Raw genomic sequence first — 19,686 nt, 5'->3', positions numbered from 1 at the left:
CCCTTACAGCTTGATCCAGGTCGCCTTGAGTTCGGTGTATTTGTCAAAAGCGTGCAGCGACTTGTCACGGCCATTACCCGACTGCTTGAAGCCGCCGAACGGCGCGGTCATGTCACCGCCGTCATACTGGTTGACCCAGACACTGCCGGCACGCAGGGCACGGGCGGTCTTGTGGGCGCGAGAAATATCGCTGGTCCACACGGCTGCGGCCAGGCCGAAAGGCGAGTCGTTGGCAATGGCCACGGCCTCCTCGGCGCTGTCGAAGGTGATCACTGACAGCACCGGCCCGAAGATCTCCTCGCGCGCGATGCGCATGGCGTTGGTGACGCCATCGAAGATTGCCGGCTGCACATACACACCGCAGGTGTCTTCCAGCACGCGCTCGCCACCGGTCAGCAGCGTGGCCCCATCGGCCTTGCCGGCCGCGATGTAGCCCAGCACGGTGTCTAGCTGCGTGGTATCTACCAGGGCACCCACACGGGTTTCGGGGTCCAGCGCGTGGCCCGGTTTCCAAGCCTTGAGCGCGTCGACCACCATCGGCAGGAAGCGCGCCTTGATGCTGCGCTCGATCAACAGGCGTGAACCGGCAATGCACACCTCGCCCTGGTTGAAGGCGATGGCGGCCGCGGCAGCTTCAGCGGCGGCCTGCAAGTCGGGGGCATCGGCGAACACGATGTTCGGACTCTTGCCACCGGCTTCCAGCCAGACACGCTTCATGTTCGACTCACCGGCATAGACCATCAGCTGCTTGGCAATGCGGGTGGAGCCCGTGAACACCAGGGTGTCCACATCCATGTGCAGGGCCAAGGCCTTGCCGACGGTATGGCCGAAACCTGGCAGCACGTTCAGCACGCCTGCGGGGATTCCGGCCTCCAGGGCCAACTGGGCGATACGAATCGCCGTCAGCGGTGATTTTTCGGACGGCTTCAAGATCACCGAGTTACCGGTGGCCAGGGCCGGGCCGAGCTTCCAGCAGGCCATCATCAGTGGGAAGTTCCACGGAACAATGGCCGCGACCACGCCGACCGGCGAGCGGGTGACCAAACCCAGCTGGTCGGACGGGGTCGCAGCAACTTCGTCGTAAATCTTGTCGATGGCTTCGGCATTCCAGCGGATGGCATTGGCCGCCGCCGGAATATCGATGCTCAGGGAGTCGGCAATGGGCTTGCCCATGTCCAGGGTTTCCAGCAATGCCAGCTCCTGGGCGTTGGCCAGCAGCAGATCGGCAAAGGCAATCAGCACACGCTTGCGTTGGGCTGGTGCCTGGTCGGCCCAGACACCACTGTCGAAGGTACGTCGCGCAGCGGCCACCGCGCGCTCGGCGTCGGCGCTGTCGCAACTGGCGATCTGCGCCAGGTGACGGCCGTCGACCGGGCTCGAGCAATCGAAAGTGTCACCAGCGACACTGGTGCAATACTGCCCGTCGATAAAGGCGCGGCCTTCGATCTTCAGGGTCTGGAACAGCTGTTCCCAGTGTTCACGTGGTGCAGTTGCCATTGTTGTTTTCTCCGGGCATCACACGGTATGCAGGTACCAGTTGTATTCGAGGTCGGAAATCGACACCTCGAACTCGGCCATTTCGCTTTCCTTGCAGGCGACAAAAATGTCGATGTAGTCCGGGCTGATGTATTGGTTCAGCACTTCACTGTCATCGAGTTCACGCAGCGCATCGCGCAAGTTGTTCGGCAGGCTCTGCTCCAGCTGTTCGTACGAGTTGCCTTCGATAGGCGCACCCGGCTCGATCTGATGGGTCAGGCCGTGGTGAATACCGGCCAGAATCGCTGCCATCATCAGGTAGGGGTTGGCGTCGGCGCCGGCTACGCGGTGCTCGATACGCACGGCATCGCTGCTGCCGGTTGGCACACGCACCGCCACAGTACGGTTGTCCAGGCCCCAGCTCGGTGCATTGGGCACATAGAATTGAGCGCCGAAACGGCGGTACGAGTTGACGTTCGGGCACAGGAAGGCCATCGACGCCGGCATGGTCTCGAGCACGCCACCGATGGCGTGACGCAGGGTCTGGCTCTGCTCGGGATCGTCGCTGGCGAAAATGTTCTTGCCGGTTTTCTTGTCCAGCAGCGAAATATGCACGTGCAGACCGTTGCCGGCCTGGCCCGGATAGGGCTTGGCCATGAAGGTGGAATCCATCTCATGGTCGTACGCGATGTTCTTGATCAGGCGCTTGAGCAGCACCGCGTAGTCGCACGCCTTCATCGGGTCGACGACATGGTGCATGTTCACTTCGAACTGCGCCGGAGCACTTTCCTTGACGATGGCATCGGCCGGAATGCCCTGCTCTTTGGCAGCCTCGAGCATGTCCTGCAGGCAGTCGACGTATTCGTCCAGATCGTCGATCAGGTAAACCTGGGTCGACATCGGGCGCTTGCCGGAGATCGGCGAGCGCGGCGGTTGCGGGCGACCGTTGAGGTTATCCTGGTCGATCAGGTAGAACTCAAGCTCGAAGGCCGCACAGATGTCCAGGCCCAGCGCGTCGAACTTCTCTACCACACCACGAAGCACTTCCCGCGGGTCAGCGAAGAACGGCTTGCCGTCCAATTCGTGCATGGTCATCAGCAACTGAGCGGTTGGGCGCTTCTGCCAGGGCTCGTAGCTCAGGGTGCCGGGAATCGGGTAGCAGATACGGTCGGCATCGCCGATATCAAGGCCCAGGCCTGTGCTTTCGACGGTAGAACCGTTGATGTCCAGGGCAAACAACGAGGCCGGCAGGTTGATGCCTTTTTCGTAGACCTTGACCAGGCTCGCACGCTCGATGCGCTTGCCCCGTACCACGCCGTTCATGTCTGCAATCAGCAGGTCGACAAATTGCACCTCAGGGTAGGCCTTGAGAAATTCACCCATCTCGTCGAGAGGGATGGCGCACGGAGAGACCGACGTCATGGCTAGGCATCCTTTGATTTTTTATCGGGCGACTGTGGGGAGGTACTGCTGCGCTATCGGGAGCGGCGATGGTTTGGTTTGTTGTTTTAAGGAGTCCCATCGTGGGGAACTGCCGGACGTCGTCTTTACTAGGACGCACGTTCCAAAAATCTGACAGCGTTGTGAGTTGATTCACCGCTGCCGCTTCACTATAGAATGGCCCCAGCGCAACAGACATTGGCATTTAGGCAAGTAAAGAGTGCACCCATGCAATATCAGATCAGTCACGCCGACCTATCGCTGGTCCTCGCCCTGGTACGCGGACGCTCGCTGGCCAAGGCGGCAGAGCTGCTACGGGTAGACGTTTCAACGGTGTTCCGCTCGATCCGGCGCATGGAAGCCGCCCTGGGTACCGCGTTATTCGTCAAAAGCCGCAAAGGCTACATCCCCACTGGCACTGCCCAGGCCCTGGCCGAACAGGCCGAGCGCGCCGAGCAGGCCCTGGATGCCGCCCGAGTGGCCCTGGAGCATGGTGAGCAAGTGGTGAGTGGTACCGTGCGCCTGACCTGCACCGATGCAGTGCTGCACAGCCTGTTGCTGCCGGCGCTGGCCGAGTTCATGCCGGCCTACCCTGCGCTTTCGCTTGAGCTGGCCACCTCTAACACCTTCGCCAACCTGAGCCGCCGCGACGCCGACCTCGCCCTGCGCCTGACCAACTCGCCACCGGAGCACCTGGTCGGTCGCTGCCTGGGCAAGGCCTCCTACGTGGTGTGTGGCCGCGAAGAGTTTCGCGAAAAGCTCAAGGAAACCCCGGCCAGCCTGCCCTGGATCGCCCCGGATGACACCATGCAGGACCACTCCACCGTGGTCTGGCGCAGTGAGCACCTGCCGGGAGTGATGCCCCGCTACCGATGCAGCAGTATCTCTGCCATAGCCCAATTGGTCAGTGCCGGCATGGGTGTGGCCGCGCTGCCAGACTACATGGCCCACACCCTGCCGGGGGTCGCGCCTTTGAGCGATGCCTTGCCCGGTTGTGACACCGAGCTCTGGTTGCTGACTCGTCCGGACTGCCGCGCGCTGCGCTCAGTACAGACGCTGTTCGATGAGCTGACCCCTCGGCTGCGTGATGCATTGGGGCGCCAATAAGGCGTCACCGTGGCGCAACAGCGGGCTTGCGCCACGATATACCTGGATTCACTGCCACAACAGGACACTTGAAATAGAGCCCTGTAACTGGATATTGTCGACCTATCAAGGACTCGAATCGAAATCAGCGCTTCCCTAAAGGCTGGTGATTTTTTAAACTATCGAGTCCGCTCGCCCATTCGGGCTGAACACCGCATTTGCTACTTGAGGAAGACCATGGCCCGCGTAACCGTTGAAGACTGCCTAGAACACGTGGATAACCGTTTTGAGCTGGTCATGCTCTCTACCAAGCGTGCCCGTCAGCTGGCCACCGGCGGCAAAGAGCCGAAAGTGGCATGGGAAAACGACAAACCTACTGTCGTTGCCCTGCGTGAAATTGCTGAAGGCATCTGCACTCCAGAATTCATTGCCGCCGAATCCATCGTCGAAGTCGAACCTGCCTTTGCATTCGGTAGCGAGGAAGAGGCCAACGAGGCCGTCTAAGCCTATGCCTGGTCGATGCGGTACGGCGCAGGGCCCCATTCCTCGGCAGGAGGTAACACTGTGCCGAGCATAGACGCCCTCGCCGATCGACTGTCGACCTACCTCGGCGCCGACCAGGTCAACCTGGTGCGCCGGGCGTACTTCTACGCCGAACAAGCCCACGACGGCCAGCGCCGTCGCAGCGGCGAAGCCTACGTCACGCATCCGCTGGCGGTGGCCAGCATCCTTGCCGACATGCACATGGACCATCAGAGCCTGATGGCTGCCATGCTCCATGACGTGATCGAAGACACCGGCATTGCCAAAGAGGCGCTCAGCTCGCAATTTGGCGAGACCGTGGCCGAACTGGTCGACGGGGTCAGCAAGCTGACCCAGATGAACTTCGAGACCAAGGCCGAGGCCCAGGCGGAAAACTTCCAGAAAATGGCCATGGCCATGGCCCGGGACATCCGTGTGATCCTGGTGAAACTGGCCGACCGCCTGCACAACATGCGCACCCTTGAGGTGCTGTCTGGCGAAAAGCGCCGACGCATCGCCAAAGAAACCCTCGAAATCTATGCCCCCATCGCCAATCGCCTGGGCATGCACAGCGTGCGCGTGGAGTTCGAGGACCTGGGCTTCAAGGCCATGCACCCGATGCGTTCGGCGCGCATCTACCAGGCCGTCAAGCGCGCGCGCGGCAACCGCAAGGAAATCGTCAACAAGATCGAAGAGTCACTGGCCCATTGCCTGGCCGTCGACGGCATCGAAGGCGAAGTCAGTGGCCGGCAAAAGCACCTTTATGGCATCTACAAGAAGATGCGCGGCAAGCGCCGCGCCTTCAACGAGATCATGGATGTCTATGCGTTTCGCATCATCGTCGACAAGGTAGACACCTGCTACCGCGTGCTCGGCGCCGTGCACAACCTGTACAAGCCACTGCCCGGACGCTTCAAGGACTATATTGCGATCCCCAAGGCCAACGGCTACCAGTCGCTGCACACCACCCTGTTCGGCATGCACGGGGTGCCCATCGAGATCCAGATCCGCACCCGCGAAATGGAAGAGATGGCCAACAACGGCATCGCCGCCCACTGGCTGTACAAGTCCAGTGACGACGAGCAGCCAAAGGGCACCCATGCCCGCGCTCGCCAGTGGGTCAAAGGTGTGCTGGAAATGCAGCAGCGTGCCGGCAACTCGCTGGAATTCATCGAAAGCGTGAAGATCGACCTGTTCCCCGACGAGGTCTACGTCTTCACGCCCAAAGGCCGGATCATGGAGCTGCCAAAAGGCTCCACGGCGGTCGATTTTGCCTATGCGGTACACACCGACGTCGGCAACAGCTGCATTGCCTGCCGGATCAATCGCCGCCTGGCGCCATTGTCCGAGCCTCTGCAGAGCGGTTCGACCGTCGAGATCGTCAGCGCCCCGGGCGCTCGCCCAAACCCAGCCTGGCTCAACTTCGTGGTCACCGGCAAGGCCCGCACGCATATCCGCCATGCCCTCAAGCTGCAACGTCGCTCCGAGTCCATCAACCTGGGCGAACGCTTGCTGAACAAAGTCCTCAACGGTTTCGACAGCGCCCTGGACAAAATTCCGCAGGAACGCATCCAGGCCATGCTCAGCGAGTACCGCCTCGAACAGATCGAGGACATGCTCGAAGACATCGGCCTGGGCAACCGCATGGCCTATGTCGTCGCCCGTCGCCTGCTGTCCACCGAAGGCGAACAGCTACCGACCCCGGAGGGCCCACTGGCCATTCGCGGCACCGAAGGCCTGGTACTGAGCTACGCCAAATGCTGTACGCCGATTCCAGGCGACCCGATCGTCGGTCACCTGTCGGCGGGCAAGGGCATGGTCGTTCACCTGGAGAACTGCCGCAATATCAGCGAAATCCGCCACAACCCGGAAAAATGCGTACAGCTGTCCTGGGCCAAGGATGTCACTGGCGAATTCAATGTCGAACTGCGCGTCGAGCTGGAGCACCAGCGCGGCCTGATCGCCCTGCTGGCCAGCAGCGTCAATGCCGCCGACGGCAACATCGAGAAAATCAGCATGGACGAGCGCGATGGTCGCATCAGCGTGGTCCAACTGGTGGTCAGCGTACACGACCGTGTACACCTGGCCCGCGTGATCAAGAAACTACGCGCCCTGACCGGCGTGATCCGCATCACCCGCATGCGTGCGTAGCCCAATAACAGCAAGGAGTCATCATGACCAAGACCGTCATCACCAGTGACAAGGCCCCAGCCGCCATCGGCACCTACTCCCAGGCGATCAAGGCCGGCAACACGGTGTACATGTCCGGGCAGATCCCGCTGGACCCAAAAACCATGGAACTGGTTGAAGGCTTCGAGGCCCAGACCGTTCAGGTCTTCGAGAACCTCAAGGCCGTTGCCGAAGCCGCTGGCGGTTCGTTCAAGGACATCGTCAAGCTGAACATCTTCCTGACCGACCTGGGCCACTTCGCCAAGGTCAACGAGATCATGGGCAAGTACTTCGAGCAACCTTACCCTGCCCGCGCGGCCATCGGCGTAGCTGCCCTGCCACGCGGCTCGCAAGTTGAAATGGACGCGATCCTCGTCCTCGAGTGATACCCCGCGCGGCGAGCCGTCCGGTTCGCCGCCGCACGACCCCGGAAGGACCCCCGACATGCGCCATGCGCTTGCCTTGGCATTGGCCGCCGCACTGCTGAGCGGCTGCTCCAGCCACAAACCCGAAGACTACAACGGCATCTGGATCAATCAGAAAGCCATCGATGCTGCCGCCAAAGGCGTCAGCCTGCGCCAAGCCCTGCGCGAGAATGGCCCCAACTACGAGTGGAAGCTCAACGTCGCGGCCAACCAGGCCAGCTACACCAATGGTTTCGAGATCGTTGAAGGCCAACTCAAGACTGGCGAAAAGCAAAGCCAGGTCGAGTTTGGCGATGGTCAGGCCCAGGCCCTGACCCTGGACGGCGATGAGCTGGTGCAGAACGCCAGCCAGCTGTTACCGGAACAGAACTTCGAAAAGCCCAAGACCCCTGCCCCCATCGCAGCACGCACTGGCACCAGCTTCGAGCAGGCGCTGTACAGCGCTTATCTGGGCGGCAAATGGGAAATTATCGAAGGCCCCGGCAAGGGCGCAGTTGTAAAGTTTGGCGAGAACGGCAGCGTTGAAGGCCTGCCGAACCTGGACCGCTACGCCCTGTGCCTGGCTGGCGACTGCGCCGACATGACCGGTGAGTTCGATAGCCTCTGGCTCGAGCGCAACAAGCACGGCGCACCGTGGATTTTCAAACGTGACGGCGACCAGCTGGAAATCCTGCGGGCCCTGAACAGCGCCAAGCCGGATGAAAAACCGCAGCTGCATCCTGGCGCCCGCCAATGGTTGCTCGAGCGCGACTGACAGCCTTACGCTTACTCTGAACGCCCTTCAAGGATCGCCGCATAGCCTTCCTTGAAGCTCGGGTACTGTGGCGCCCAGCCCAACGCCCGAGCCCGCGCGTTGCTGCAACGCTTGCTGCCGGTACGACGCACCCGCTCCTGCTCCGACCACTGGGTTACGCCCATAAAGTCACGCAGCCAGGCCATCACTTCGGCCAGGGGAGCCGGGGCGTCATCCACACCTATATAGCAATCATCCAATGCACGCCCGTCGGCGTCGGCCTTGAGCAGAAATGCCAGCAAGCCGGCTGCGTCTTCGGCATGAATGCGATTGCCGTAGAGCGGCGGCTCCTCAGTTACCCGATAACCCTGGCGCACCTGGCTGAGCAGCCATTCACGCCCAGGCCCATAGATACCCGTCAGGCGCACGATCGTTGCGGGAACGGCGCCGGCCAGTGCCAACTGCTCAGCATCGAGCATTACCGTGCCGGAGTAACCTTGCGGTTCAGTCACCGCCTTTTCGTCAATCCATTCACCGCTCTGCTGGGCATACACGCTGCTGCTAGAAACGAACAGCAAGCGCCGCGGCGTTTGCCCGCGCTCGGCAAGCCAACCCAGAACATGCTTCAGGCCATCGACATAGGCCGCCTTGTAGCCGGCCTCGTCATGCTGGCTGGCTGCTGTGCAGTAGACGAGATAGTCCGGTGTTTCAACCGGCCAGGTAGCCGGGCACTGCGCATCGAACAGATCGGCTGCAACCCCCTTCACCCCGGCTGGCAACTGGCCAATATTGCGGCGAAGGCCACTCACCTGCCAGCTGCACGCGAGCAATTGCTTGGCCAAACGGCTACCTACATCGCCACAACCGACGATCAGAACTGAAGGCGCAGACATCCTGAAACTCCGCAAATCAAAGGCCCAGCCTATCCAAACAACTCGATAGGCGGCTAGCTATTATGGAAAAAAAGCAACTTTATTACTTCTGCTAACAAGAATTACTTGCAATAATGGCCGCCCAAAATTTGTTCTCGGCCGTCTCGAGGCCTAGAAGGACAACCACCTTTTTCTTCTTCATCAGGTCCGGCCAGCATGACACGTATTCAACCTTCCGCTTCGCCAACCACGCCGCGCGCATGGCGCGCCATTGCCGCGCTGATGTTCAGCCTGGTAATGGCCCCCGCTGCACTGGCCGATGAGCCGACCACGCCACCTGCCGCCCCTGCTGCGGTAGAAGCGCCCGCGGCCGCAGGGCCTGCTGCCCCGGCCGACCCTGCCGCTGCGCCGGCTGTAGCGCCGATCGATGGCCAGGCCGTCACTGAAGCGGAAGAAGTTGAAGCGCTGGTCGAAGACACCAGCCTGGGCATGGCCCACGACCTGTCTCCTTGGGGCATGTACAAAAACGCCGACATCGTCGTCAAAATCGTGATGATCGGCCTGGCCATTGCCTCGATCATCACCTGGACCATCTGGATTGCCAAAGGCTTCGAGCTGATGGGCGCCAAGCGTCGTCTGCGTGGCGAAATTGCCCTGCTGAAAAAATCCACCTCTCTCAAGGAAGCCAGCGACGTCGCCAATAAAGAGGGCACCCTGGCCCACTTGCTGGTCCACGATGCGCTGGATGAAATGCGCCTGTCGGCCAACGCCCGCGAGAAAGAAGGCATCAAGGAACGTGTCAGCTTCCGTCTTGAACGCCTGGTAGCCGCCAGCGGCCGCAACATGAGCAGCGGCACCGGCGTGCTGGCCACCATCGGCTCCACCGCACCGTTCGTCGGTCTGTTCGGCACCGTCTGGGGCATCATGAACAGCTTCATCGGCATCGCCAAAACCCAGACCACCAACCTCGCCGTTGTCGCCCCTGGTATCGCCGAGGCCCTGCTGGCTACCGCGCTGGGCCTGGTTGCCGCGATTCCGGCCGTAGTGATCTACAACGTCTTCGCCCGCTCCATCGCCGGTTACAAGGCTCAGGTTTCCGATGCCTCGGCAGAAGTCCTGCTGCTGGTCAGCCGCGACCTGGACCACCAGACCGGCGAGCGCACCGCTGCCCCTCACATGGTGAAAGTGGGGTAAGCCATGGGCCTGCATCTTAACGAGGGTGGCGACGATCTCGCCGAAAACCACGAAATCAACGTCACGCCGTTTATCGACGTGATGTTGGTCCTGCTGATCATCTTCATGGTGGCAGCGCCTCTGGCAACCGTTGATATCAAGGTCGATCTGCCGGCCTCAACGGCCAAGCCGGCACCAAGGCCCGAAAAACCGGTGTTCCTCAGCGTCAAGGCCGACCAGAACGTCTATGTCGGCGAAGAACAGGTCCAGCGGGACCAACTGGGCGCGGTACTCGATGCCAAGACCAAGGGCGACAAGGACACCACGATCTTCTTCCAGGCCGACAAGGGCGTGGATTACGGCGATCTGATGGAAGTCATGAACACCCTGCGCGCGGCCGGTTACCTGAAAGTCGGCCTGGTGGGACTTGAGACGGCAGCCAAGAAATGATCATGACGCGGCATAAGCTGGCGCGTTACAGCAGTAGTCTGGCGATTGTGCTGGGGGTCCATGCCATCGCCGTGCTGCTGACGCTCAATTGGTCGGTGCCCCAGGCGATCGAGTTGCCCCCCGCGGCGATGATGATCCAGATGGCCCCGATGCCTGAACCGGCTCCTCCTCCACCGCCCAAGGTGGTGACCCCGCCACAGCCGCCAGCGCCGGTAGAAGAGCCGCCGCTGCCGAAACTGGCCGAGGCGCCCAAACCCAAAATCGCCGTCGCCAAGCAGGTGAAGCCAAAGGCCAAGCCACAGCCGCCCAAGCCTGAGAAAAAGCCTGAGCCGCCGCAGGAAAAACCTGCCGACGAGGAAGTGGTCGATACGCCGCCCACCACCGCACCGGCACAGAAATCTGCAGCTCCGGCACCTAGCATCGCCAGCAACAGCAATGCCCTGCCTACCTGGCAGAGCGACCTGTTGCGCCACCTGGCCAAGTACAAGCGTTACCCGGAAAACGCCCGGCGCATGCGCATGGAAGGCATCAACCGACTGCGTTTCGTGGTCGATAGCGAAGGCAAGATTCTTTCTTACGCCATCGCCGGTGGTTCGGGCAGTGCGGCACTGGATCGGGCAACCCTGGAGATGATCCGTCGAGCCCAACCAGTACCACCACCGCCGAAGGAATTGCTTACCAACGGCAGCATCGAGGTGATCGCGCCTTTCGTCTACTCGCTGGACAAGCGCTGACGCATTGTTTCTGTCACACATAAGCAACTCTGATAACGTGCGTCTATCGAGTGCAGCCGCTATGCTGGGGCCGCAACTTCATGGACGCACGTTATGACCCTCACAGAATTGCGCTACATCGTCACCCTCGCCCAGGAACAGCACTTCGGCCATGCCGCCGAACGTTGCCATGTCAGCCAGCCGACCTTGTCGGTGGGTGTGAAAAAGCTTGAGGACGAGCTGGGTGTTCTGATTTTCGAGCGCAGCAAAAGCGCTGTACGCCTGACACCGGTTGGCGAAGGTATCGTCGCCCAGGCCCAGAAAGTACTCGAACAGGCCCAGGGCATCCGTGAGCTGGCCCAGGCCGGCAAGAACCAGCTTACCGCCCCCCTGAAAGTCGGCGCCATCTATACCGTTGGCCCCTACCTGTTCCCGCACCTGATTCCACAACTGCACCGGGTCGCCCCGCAGATGCCGTTGTACATCGAAGAGAACTTCACCCACATCCTGCGCGACAAGCTGCGCAACGGCGAGTTGGACGCGGTGATCATTGCCCTGCCGTTCAACGAAGCCGACGTACTGACCATGCCGCTGTACGACGAACCTTTCTATGTATTGATGCCCAGCGAGCACCCCTGGACCCAGAAGGAAACCATCGACGCCAGCCTGCTCAACGACAAGAGCCTGCTGCTGCTCGGCGAAGGCCACTGCTTCCGCGACCAGGTGCTCGAAGCCTGCCCGACCCTGGCCAAGGGTAGCGATGGCTCCAAGCACACCACGGTTGAATCCAGCTCCCTGGAAACCATCCGCCACATGGTCGCCTCGGGCCTGGGCGTATCGATCCTGCCGCTCTCTGCGGTACACAGTCACCACTATGCTCCCGGGGTCATCGAAGTGCGGCCGTTGAGCCCTCCCGCGCCGTTTCGTACCGTAGCCATTGCCTGGCGCGCCAGCTTCCCGCGGCCCAAGGCGATCGAGATCCTCGCCGACTCCATCCGCCTGTGCTCGGTGGCCAAGCCACCCGTGAGCCAGTAGGAAACCACCATGCCGGAGTTGTCCCAAGTTGCAGTGACGGCCTTGAAGGGCGTCGGCGAGGCCATGGCCGAGAAGCTTGCCAAGGTTGGCCTGGAGAACCTTCAGGACGTGCTCTTCCACCTGCCGCTGCGCTACCAGGACCGCACCCGTGTGGTCCCCATCGGCGCGCTGCGTCCCGGCCAGGATGCGGTGATCGAAGGTGTGGTCAGTGGCACCGATGTGGTCATGGGCAAGCGTCGCAGCCTGCTGGTGCGCCTGGGTGACGGCACCGGTGTGCTGAGCCTGCGCTTCTACCATTTCAGCAATGCGCAGAAGGAAGGCCTCAAACGGGGCACCCACCTGCGCTGTTACGGCGAAGCGCGCCCGGGCGCCTCGGGCCTTGAGATCTACCACCCGGAGTACCGCGCCCTGACCGGTGACGAGCCTGCACCGGTGGAGCAGACCCTTACCCCGATCTACCCGACCACCGAAGGCCTGACCCAACAGCGCCTGCGCCAGCTTTGCCAGCAAAGCCTGGCCATGCTCGGCCCCCGCAGCCTGCCCGACTGGCTGCCACAGGAGCTGGCCCGGGATTACCAACTGGCGCCGCTGGACGATGCGATTCGGTACCTGCACCACCCGCCCGCCGATGCCGACGTCGACGAACTTGCCGAGGGCCAGCACTGGGCTCAGCACCGCCTGGCCTTTGAAGAATTGCTGACCCATCAGCTGTCCCAGCAGCGCCTGCGCGAAAGCCTGCGTGCCCAGCGAGCGCCTGTACTACCCAAGGCAACCCGGCTGCCGCAGCAGTACCTGGCCAACCTCGGCTTCGCCCCCACGGGCGCCCAGCAGCGGGTCGGTAACGAAATCGCCTACGACCTCAGCCAACCTGAGCCGATGCTGCGCCTGGTCCAGGGTGACGTAGGCGCCGGCAAGACCGTGGTTGCCGCACTCGCGGCCCTGCAGGCCCTGGAGGCCGGTTATCAGGTCGCGCTGATGGCCCCCACCGAGATTCTTGCAGAACAGCACTTCGTGACCTTCAAGCGCTGGCTGGAGCCGCTTGGCATCGAAGTGGCCTGGCTGGCGGGCAAGCTCAAGGGCAAGGCCCGCGCCAGTGCCCTGGAGCAGATCGCCGGCGGTGCTCCAATGGTGGTCGGCACCCATGCCCTGTTCCAGGACGAGGTGAAGTTCAACAACCTGGCCTTGGCGATCATCGACGAACAGCACCGCTTTGGCGTGCAACAGCGCCTGGCACTGCGCCAGAAAGGCGTGGGCGGCCAGCTTTGCCCACATCAGTTGATCATGACCGCCACTCCTATTCCGCGCACCCTGGCCATGAGCGCCTATGCCGACCTGGACACCTCGATCCTCGACGAACTGCCCCCTGGTCGTACGCCAGTGAACACCGTCCTGGTCGCCGACAGCCGACGCTTCGAGGTGGTCGAGCGGGTTCGCGCCGCTTGCGCCGAAGGGCGCCAGGCGTACTGGGTATGCACCCTGATCGAAGAGTCCGAGGAGCTGACCTGCCAGGCCGCCGAAACCACCTTCGAGGAACTCGGCAGCGCCTTGGGCGAACTGCGGGTCGGTCTGATCCACGGGCGCATGAAGCCTGCCGAAAAGGCCGCAGTCATGGCCGAGTTCAAGCAAGGCAATCTGCACTTGCTGGTAGCGACCACGGTCATTGAGGTTGGGGTCGACGTGCCCAACGCCAGCTTGATGATTATCGAGAACCCCGAGCGCCTGGGCCTGGCCCAGTTGCACCAGCTGCGTGGCCGGGTCGGTCGAGGCAGTGCGGCGAGCCATTGCGTGTTGCTCTATCATCCACCATTGTCGCAGATTGGTCGTGAACGCCTGGGGATCATGCGTGAAACCAACGATGGTTTCATCATTGCCGAAAAAGACCTTGAACTGCGCGGCCCCGGTGAAATGCTCGGCACCCGCCAGACCGGCCTGCTGCAGTTCAAGGTCGCGGACCTGATGCGTGACGCCGACCTGCTTCCCGCCGTGCGCGATGCCGCCCAGGCCCTGCTTGCACGCTGGCCCGAGCATGTCAGCCCGCTGCTTGAGCGCTGGTTACGCCATGGCCAGCAATACGGACAAGTGTGACGCCTGCCCCAGAATGGATCCAGCTTGAGGCCCAAGCTGGTTATACTCTTGCGATTGTAAAATTTCTGGATACAGACCATGACTGAAGTTGCCCTGGACACCGCAACCCCCCACGCTCCGTCTGTTATCCGGCTGCTGCTCGACAAAATCGGCATCGCCTACCGCGAAGTGCTGGATCACTCGCAGCTGCTGTCCGAGCGCAAGGTCCAGGCCGTTTTGCTCGATGACGCAGTCGGCGCGCTGATGGTGCTGTTCCCGCAGAACCAGTTGCTCGACCTCAACCGCCTCGCCGAACTCACTGGCCGCAAGCTTGCCGCCGTGCCCCTGGAGCGCCTCAAACACATGCTCGACAAGCATGGCCTTAAGACGCTGCCGGGCATTCCCGCGTTGACCAGTTCGCCTTGCCTCTATGAAGAGAGCCTGCTCAAGCCCGAAAAGCTGCTGGTGCATTCCGGTGAAGCCGGCCTGCTGCTGGAGATCGAGCGCGATGACTTCAAGAAAATGCTCAGCAAAGCCAGCGCCGGCAATTTCGGTGAGCGCCTGAGCAGCATTCGTCCCAACCTCGATCGCCCTGCCGACGACCGCGAAGAAATCACCCAGGCAGTCCAGGCCTTCACTGCCCGGCGTATCCAACAGCGCCTGGAAAGCACGATCGAGATTCCACCCCTGGCAGAAACCGCGCAAAAGATCATCAAGCTGCGCGTCGACCCCAATGCGACCATCGACGACATTACCGGGGTGGTCGAGACCGACCCGGCGCTGGCTGCCCAGGTTGTCAGCTGGGCGGCGTCACCCTACTACGCTTCACCGGGCAAGATCCGCTCCGTCGAAGACGCCATCGTCCGCGTGCTGGGTTTTGATCTGGTCATCAACCTGGCGCTGGGCCTGGCACTGGGCAAAACCCTGAGCCTGCCCAAGGACCACCCGCAGGACACCACGCCATACTGGCAACAGTCGATCTACACCGCCGCCGTGATCGAGGGCCTGACCCGTGCCATCCCACGCGCGGAGCGCCCGGAAGCCGGCCTGACGTACCTGGCCGGCTTGCTGCACAACTTCGGCTACCTGCTGCTGGCGCACGTGTTCCCGCCGCATTTTTCACTGATCTGCCGCCACCTGGAGGTCAATCCGCACCTGTGCCACAGCTATGTCGAACAGCATTTGCTGGGGATCAGCCGCGAGCAGATCGGCGCCTGGTTGATGCGGTTCTGGGACATGCCCGAAGAGTTGGCCACCGCCCTGCGCTTTCAGCATGATCCGCAGTACGACGGTGACCATGCCGCGTTCCCCAACCTGGTGTGCCTGGCTATTCGCCTACTGCGCGTGCGAGGCATCGGCTCGGGGCCGGTCGAGCCTATTCCGGACGAGTTGCTGGACCGCCTGAACATCCCTCGCGAGAAAGCCGAGGATGTGGTCAACAAGGTACTTGAGGCCGAAGTGCTGTTGCGTGAACTGGCTTCGCAATTCAACCAGCACTGAGCAAACAGCCTGACCCCGAGGGTCAGGCTTTCTTTTTCGGTTTCAGGTACTTCATCAGGCCCTGGAACCAGATCACCAGCGCCGGATTGCCCTTGATCTGGATACTTTTGTCCTGAATCCCCTGCATGAAGGCCAGTTGCTTGTTTTTCGCCTGCAAGGTGGCAAAGCCGAATGCGGCATCCTTGAAGGCAATGGCGAAGGCCGGGGCAGCATGGGTGCCGGACTGGCTGCGAATACGCCCATCCTTGACAACAAAATGGCGTGCCACCTTGCCATCGAGGGTCTGCAGCTGGAACACCAGGTCCTTGTCAGCCAGTTGTTGCTGGAATGCCGGATTCTTGCGACTGGCCTTGGCCATCAGCAATCCCATGGCCCAAAGGAGAAAGCGAAACTTCATGCGCACGCCTCGACTAAAAAGTGACTGGCGGAGCAGTTTATAGTCTCGCTGCGAAAACACCATAGGTGACGAGTCTGTATCCGCGCGATCGCTGCATCGCTCTGTAGCGGCATGTTGCGCAAAAAAACGGGCACCGCGTCGGGTGCCCGTCTTTTACTGCGATCGATCTGTGTGAGGCATCACGGATTGACGCTGTCCTTCAGGGATTTACCTGGTTTGAAAGCCACAGTATTGCTGGCCTTGATCTTCACCGGCTCGCCGGTTTGCGGGTTCTTGCCGGTGCGGGCACCGCGATGGCGCTGCAGGAACGTACCGAAGCCGACCAGCGTTACGCTGTCCTTGCGATGCAAGGCGCCGGTGATTTCTTCGAGCACGGCGTTGAGTACGCGGTTGGCTTGCTCTTTGGTGAGATCGGCCTTTTCAGCAATGGCTGCGGCGAGTTCTGGTTTACGCATAGTGAAGCCTCTTTGACGGTTTTTTTGTTGTTATGCCGTGCTGCTCTTCAAGGAGCAGCGCCCAAGGCACCGCAGGCTCTAAACTGCGGCAGACGGCAGTGAGAATGGCACGCCGTCAGGGGTCGCGCCAGTCTCTGAGCGGCCATTGTTGGTGCAATAGCAGGGGGAATCCGACAGAACACCCGTCGTTTACGCCATTAGCGCCGGAAGTTGCCGATTTAGAGCCAGCTTCTCCATCACCGCAGCACCGGTCAGGGCATAGCCCAGCAAGTTGCCGTCTGCATCGCGGCAAAGCACCTTGAGGTCGAGGCCCTGGCCTTCAACCTGCCATTCACCTTCACGGCCAGGGGGCGGTGGCGAAACCACCAAGGGGCAGGCGGGCGTCTTGACCGTCACCGGCATCGGGCCATAGGCAACCGCTGTCGGGTTGCCGGCAAGGGTCTGGGCCAGGGCCCGGGCACAGCTCATCAGCGGCATGACATACAGCAGGTTGAGGCCGTCGACTTCGGCGCAGTCGCCCAAAGCGTAGATGTTGCCATGGGAGGTGCGCAGATGACGATCGACCACAACGCCACGATTGACCTGCAGGCCGGCTGCAGCAGCCAGGTCGATGCGTGGTCGCAGGCCAATGGCCGACACCACCAGGTCACAAGGAATGAGCGTACCGTCGGAGAGGTGCGCTTCCAGACCCTTGGCAGCCCGCTGCAGGCGCGTCAGCACCGGTCCCAGGTGGAAGCGTACACCAAGCCCCTCCAGGCCAGCCTGTACGGCTGCTGCAGCGGCAGGATGCAGCAACGTGGGCATGACCTGCTCGCACGGTGCCACCAGCTCTACCTCGAAGCCTCCCAGGCTCATGTCGTTGGCAAACTCACAGCCGATCAGGCCTGCTCCCAGAATCAGCACGCGTTGCTTGCCAGCGGCCGCAGCACGGAAGCGGGCGTAATCCTCGAGGTCGTTGATCGGGAAAACAGCCTCGCCCGCGTCACCTTCGATCGGCACCTGAACGGTTTGTGCGCCCCATGCCAGGATCAGATCGCGGTACGGCACCTGCTCTTCGCCGATCCACAGGCGCTTGTGGCCCGGGTCGATACCGCTGATTCGCGTATGAGTACGCACTTCCGCCTTGAGCTGTTCCGCCATGGCGCCGGGCTCTGCCATGCCCAGGCCGTCGGCATCCTTGTTCTTGGCAAAACCGGTGGAAAGCATCGGTTTGGAATACGAACGGCCATCATCGGCAGTGATCAGCAACAGCGGCGTTTCGCCGTCGAGCTTGCGAAATTCGCGGGCCAGGTTGTAGCCCGCCAGGCCTGTACCGACAATTACCACTGGAGCCGTCATACCGTGCTTCCCTTAACGTCTTGGGTTAAAAATTGATCAGCCGATTGCGATCATTTCAAAGTCCATCTTGCCGACGCCGCAGTCGGGGCACAGCCAGTCCGCAGGAACATCTTCCCAGCGGGTTCCCGGGGCAATACCGTCATCCGGCCACCCCTCGGCTTCGTCATAGATCAGGCCGCAAACAATACACTGCCACTTTTTCATCACACACTTCCTCAACAAACTCAGGCTTTGGAGTGGCCGCCCTGGGGAACGTTACGGTGGCGACCATCAAGGGGGGCTTTGTACTGGAGCCAGGTGCCAGCATGCAAGCCGGATCGGGCATTCATGCTAAGCTCGCGGTCTCTTTGGCCTGTTAATCCATACCATCGTGCCGTACGAAACATCGCAAGCGCCCGCTGCAGAATGGTTGCAGTACTCGCAGGTAGCAGACAGCGCAACGCCTGCCTTCCTTGACTGGTTGTTCGATGAAGGGTCCTTGACCCGTCGCCTGACCCAATTATCCGCCGATCACTTTTCCGTCACACCCCTTTGCGAAGGCTGGCAGCCGCTGCGTGATGACGAATGCCACGCGCTGGAGCTGGTGCCTGGCAGCGAAGGCTGGGTACGCGAGGTATACCTGCGTGGTCATGGCCAGGCCTGGGTCTTCGCCCGCAGCGTGGCAGCCCGCAGTGCCCTGGAAAGCGGTGGTCTGGACATGGAAGCACTGGGCAGTCGCTCCCTGGGCGAGCTGTTGTTCTGCGACCAGGCCTTTACCCGCCGGGCCATCGAAGTCTGTCATTACCCCAAGGCCTGGCTGCCTGTCACAGATGCCAACAATACGCTGTGGGGACGCCGCTCGCGCTTTGATCGCGCCGGGCTAAGTGTGCTGGTTGCCGAAGTCTTCCTGCCCGCGCTATGGCAGGCCGCTGATATTTCCGGGGAGATCCGCTGATGTACCTGCAGCTGCTCAAGTCGCTCAATCGCCTGCATCCACGGGCCTGGGACTTCATCCAGCTGAGCCGCATGGACCGGCCGATCGGCATCTACCTGCTGCTGTGGCCAACCCTCTCGGCCGTATGGATCGCCGCCAAGGGTGCGCCGACCCTGGCCAACGTGGTGATCTTCACCCTCGGTGTGGTGCTCATGCGGGCGGCAGGCTGTGCCATCAACGATTTCGCCGACCGCAAGGTCGATGGCCATGTCAAACGCACCGCCGACCGCCCCCTGGCTGCCGGCCGGATCAATGCCCGCGAGGCCCTGGTGCTGTTCGCGATCCTGGTGGGGGTGAGCTTCCTGCTGGTGCTATGCACCAACGCCACGACCGTCTGGCTGTCATTCGGCGCCGTGGCGCTGGCAGCCTGCTATCCGTTCATGAAGCGCTACACCTACTACCCGCAGGTGGTGCTCGGGGCTGCCTATTCGTGGGGCATTCCCATGGCCTTCACGGCGGCCAACGGCGAGCTGCCGGCCATTGCCTGGTTGCTGTACATCGCCAACGTGCTGTGGACCGTGGGTTACGACACCTACTACGCCATGGTCGACCGCGACGACGACCTGAAGATCGGCGTCAAATCGACGGCGATCCTCTTCGGCGAAGCCGACCGGATCATCATTCTGACCTTGCAGGTACTGTCGCTGGGCTGCTTGCTGCTTGCCGGCAGCCGCTTCGAACTGGGCGGCTGGTTCCACCTGGGGCTGGTGGCGGCGTTGATCTGTTTTGTGTGGGAGTATCGGTCGACCCGCAACCTGGATCGCGAATCCTGCTTCAAGGCTTTCCTGCACAACCACTGGGCCGGGCTGCTGATCTTCCTCAGCATCGTCGTCGACTACAGCCTGCGCTGACGGCTATCGGGCCG

The 19,686-nt window shown here is 61.8% G+C and carries 20 protein-coding genes; 13 read left to right on the top strand and 7 right to left on the bottom strand.

Going from position 1 to position 19,686, the window contains the following annotated elements:
• Window positions 1-3 precede the first annotated feature (3 nt).
• Both ABVN19_RS23475 and ABVN19_RS23470 read right to left on the bottom strand, forming a co-directional pair.
• Complete coding sequence (locus tag ABVN19_RS23475) at window positions 4-1,497, bottom strand: aldehyde dehydrogenase (protein ID WP_028942463.1); 1,494 nt, start codon at window positions 1,495-1,497, stop codon at window positions 4-6.
• Between the two features lie 18 nt (window positions 1,498-1,515).
• Window positions 1,516-2,898, bottom strand: a complete 1,383-nt coding sequence (locus ABVN19_RS23470) for a glutamine synthetase family protein (protein ID WP_028942464.1) — start codon at window positions 2,896-2,898, stop codon at window positions 1,516-1,518.
• Window positions 2,899-3,144: 246 nt separating this feature from the next.
• On the opposite strand from ABVN19_RS23470, the gene ABVN19_RS23465 reads away from it, so the two are divergent.
• From ABVN19_RS23465 to ABVN19_RS23445, 5 genes are all read left to right on the top strand, one after another.
• The gene (locus ABVN19_RS23465; RefSeq protein WP_028942465.1) at window positions 3,145-4,023 is read left to right on the top strand and encodes a LysR family transcriptional regulator; all 879 of its coding nucleotides are present in this window, start codon (window positions 3,145-3,147) and stop codon (window positions 4,021-4,023) included.
• Window positions 4,024-4,239: 216 nt separating this feature from the next.
• A complete protein-coding gene (rpoZ, locus tag ABVN19_RS23460) occupies window positions 4,240-4,506 on the top strand; it encodes a DNA-directed RNA polymerase subunit omega (protein ID WP_028942466.1) in 267 nt (88 codons plus the stop codon).
• Window positions 4,507-4,566: 60 nt separating this feature from the next.
• The gene (gene spoT, locus ABVN19_RS23455) at window positions 4,567-6,675 is read left to right on the top strand and encodes a bifunctional GTP diphosphokinase/guanosine-3',5'-bis pyrophosphate 3'-pyrophosphohydrolase (RefSeq protein ID WP_028942467.1); all 2,109 of its coding nucleotides are present in this window, start codon (window positions 4,567-4,569) and stop codon (window positions 6,673-6,675) included.
• A 23-nt stretch (window positions 6,676-6,698) separates the two neighbouring features.
• Window positions 6,699-7,079 (top strand): RidA family protein, encoded by a 381-nt coding sequence (locus ABVN19_RS23450; protein ID WP_028942468.1) that lies wholly within the window; start codon window positions 6,699-6,701, stop codon window positions 7,077-7,079.
• 58 nt (window positions 7,080-7,137) lie between these two features.
• On the top strand, window positions 7,138-7,872 hold the full coding sequence (locus ABVN19_RS23445) for a hypothetical protein (RefSeq protein WP_028942469.1): 735 nt from the start codon (window positions 7,138-7,140) through the stop codon (window positions 7,870-7,872).
• Between the two features lie 11 nt (window positions 7,873-7,883).
• Here ABVN19_RS23445 and ABVN19_RS23440 read toward each other — a convergent pair whose 3' ends face one another.
• Window positions 7,884-8,744, bottom strand: a complete 861-nt coding sequence (locus ABVN19_RS23440) for an SDR family oxidoreductase (RefSeq protein ID WP_028942470.1) — start codon at window positions 8,742-8,744, stop codon at window positions 7,884-7,886.
• 195 nt (window positions 8,745-8,939) lie between these two features.
• Here ABVN19_RS23440 and exbB point away from each other — a divergent pair, with 195 nt between their 5' ends.
• From exbB to ABVN19_RS23410, 6 genes are all read left to right on the top strand, one after another.
• A complete protein-coding gene (exbB, locus tag ABVN19_RS23435; protein WP_105641046.1) occupies window positions 8,940-9,917 on the top strand; it encodes a tonB-system energizer ExbB in 978 nt (325 codons plus the stop codon).
• 3 nt (window positions 9,918-9,920) lie between these two features.
• The gene (exbD, locus tag ABVN19_RS23430) at window positions 9,921-10,346 is read left to right on the top strand and encodes a TonB system transport protein ExbD (RefSeq protein WP_028942472.1); all 426 of its coding nucleotides are present in this window, start codon (window positions 9,921-9,923) and stop codon (window positions 10,344-10,346) included.
• Complete coding sequence (locus ABVN19_RS23425) at window positions 10,343-11,080, top strand: energy transducer TonB (RefSeq protein ID WP_105641047.1); 738 nt, start codon at window positions 10,343-10,345, stop codon at window positions 11,078-11,080. Before exbD ends, ABVN19_RS23425 begins: the two co-directional genes overlap by 4 nt.
• A gap of 93 nt (window positions 11,081-11,173) precedes the next feature.
• Complete coding sequence (locus ABVN19_RS23420) at window positions 11,174-12,094, top strand: hydrogen peroxide-inducible genes activator (RefSeq protein ID WP_028942474.1); 921 nt, start codon at window positions 11,174-11,176, stop codon at window positions 12,092-12,094.
• A 9-nt stretch (window positions 12,095-12,103) separates the two neighbouring features.
• On the top strand, window positions 12,104-14,179 hold the full coding sequence (gene recG / locus ABVN19_RS23415) for an ATP-dependent DNA helicase RecG (RefSeq protein ID WP_105641048.1): 2,076 nt from the start codon (window positions 12,104-12,106) through the stop codon (window positions 14,177-14,179).
• 78 nt (window positions 14,180-14,257) lie between these two features.
• Entirely contained in the window at window positions 14,258-15,658 is a 1,401-nt protein-coding gene (locus ABVN19_RS23410; RefSeq protein ID WP_028942476.1) for an aminoacyl-tRNA deacylase and HDOD domain-containing protein, read from the top strand.
• A gap of 22 nt (window positions 15,659-15,680) precedes the next feature.
• Here the strand turns inward: ABVN19_RS23410 and ABVN19_RS23405 are convergent, their stop codons facing one another.
• The 4 genes from ABVN19_RS23405 to ABVN19_RS23390 form a co-directional block, all read right to left on the bottom strand.
• On the bottom strand, window positions 15,681-16,055 hold the full coding sequence (locus ABVN19_RS23405; RefSeq protein WP_028942477.1) for an SCP2 sterol-binding domain-containing protein: 375 nt from the start codon (window positions 16,053-16,055) through the stop codon (window positions 15,681-15,683).
• A gap of 179 nt (window positions 16,056-16,234) precedes the next feature.
• Window positions 16,235-16,510 (bottom strand): HU family DNA-binding protein, encoded by a 276-nt coding sequence (locus ABVN19_RS23400; RefSeq protein WP_003213368.1) that lies wholly within the window; start codon window positions 16,508-16,510, stop codon window positions 16,235-16,237.
• A 189-nt stretch (window positions 16,511-16,699) separates the two neighbouring features.
• A complete protein-coding gene (locus ABVN19_RS23395; protein ID WP_028942478.1) occupies window positions 16,700-17,848 on the bottom strand; it encodes an FAD-dependent oxidoreductase in 1,149 nt (382 codons plus the stop codon).
• A gap of 36 nt (window positions 17,849-17,884) precedes the next feature.
• Entirely contained in the window at window positions 17,885-18,052 is a 168-nt protein-coding gene (locus tag ABVN19_RS23390; protein ID WP_028942479.1) for a rubredoxin, read from the bottom strand.
• 166 nt (window positions 18,053-18,218) lie between these two features.
• Here ABVN19_RS23390 and ABVN19_RS23385 point away from each other — a divergent pair, with 166 nt between their 5' ends.
• A complete protein-coding gene (locus ABVN19_RS23385; protein WP_028942480.1) occupies window positions 18,219-18,782 on the top strand; it encodes a chorismate lyase in 564 nt (187 codons plus the stop codon).
• Window positions 18,782-19,672, top strand: a complete 891-nt coding sequence (gene ubiA / locus ABVN19_RS23380) for a 4-hydroxybenzoate octaprenyltransferase (RefSeq protein WP_028942481.1) — start codon at window positions 18,782-18,784, stop codon at window positions 19,670-19,672. The genes ABVN19_RS23385 and ubiA overlap by 1 nt, the downstream gene beginning before the upstream one ends.
• The last annotated feature ends 14 nt before the right edge of the window (window positions 19,673-19,686 follow it).

The sequence above is a fragment of the Pseudomonas vranovensis genome (assembly GCF_040438935.1).
GTDB lineage: Bacteria > Pseudomonadota > Gammaproteobacteria > Pseudomonadales > Pseudomonadaceae > Aquipseudomonas > Aquipseudomonas vranovensis.
The sequence above is the reverse complement of the archived record's forward strand: the minus strand, read 5'-3'. Positions and strand labels throughout refer to the sequence as shown.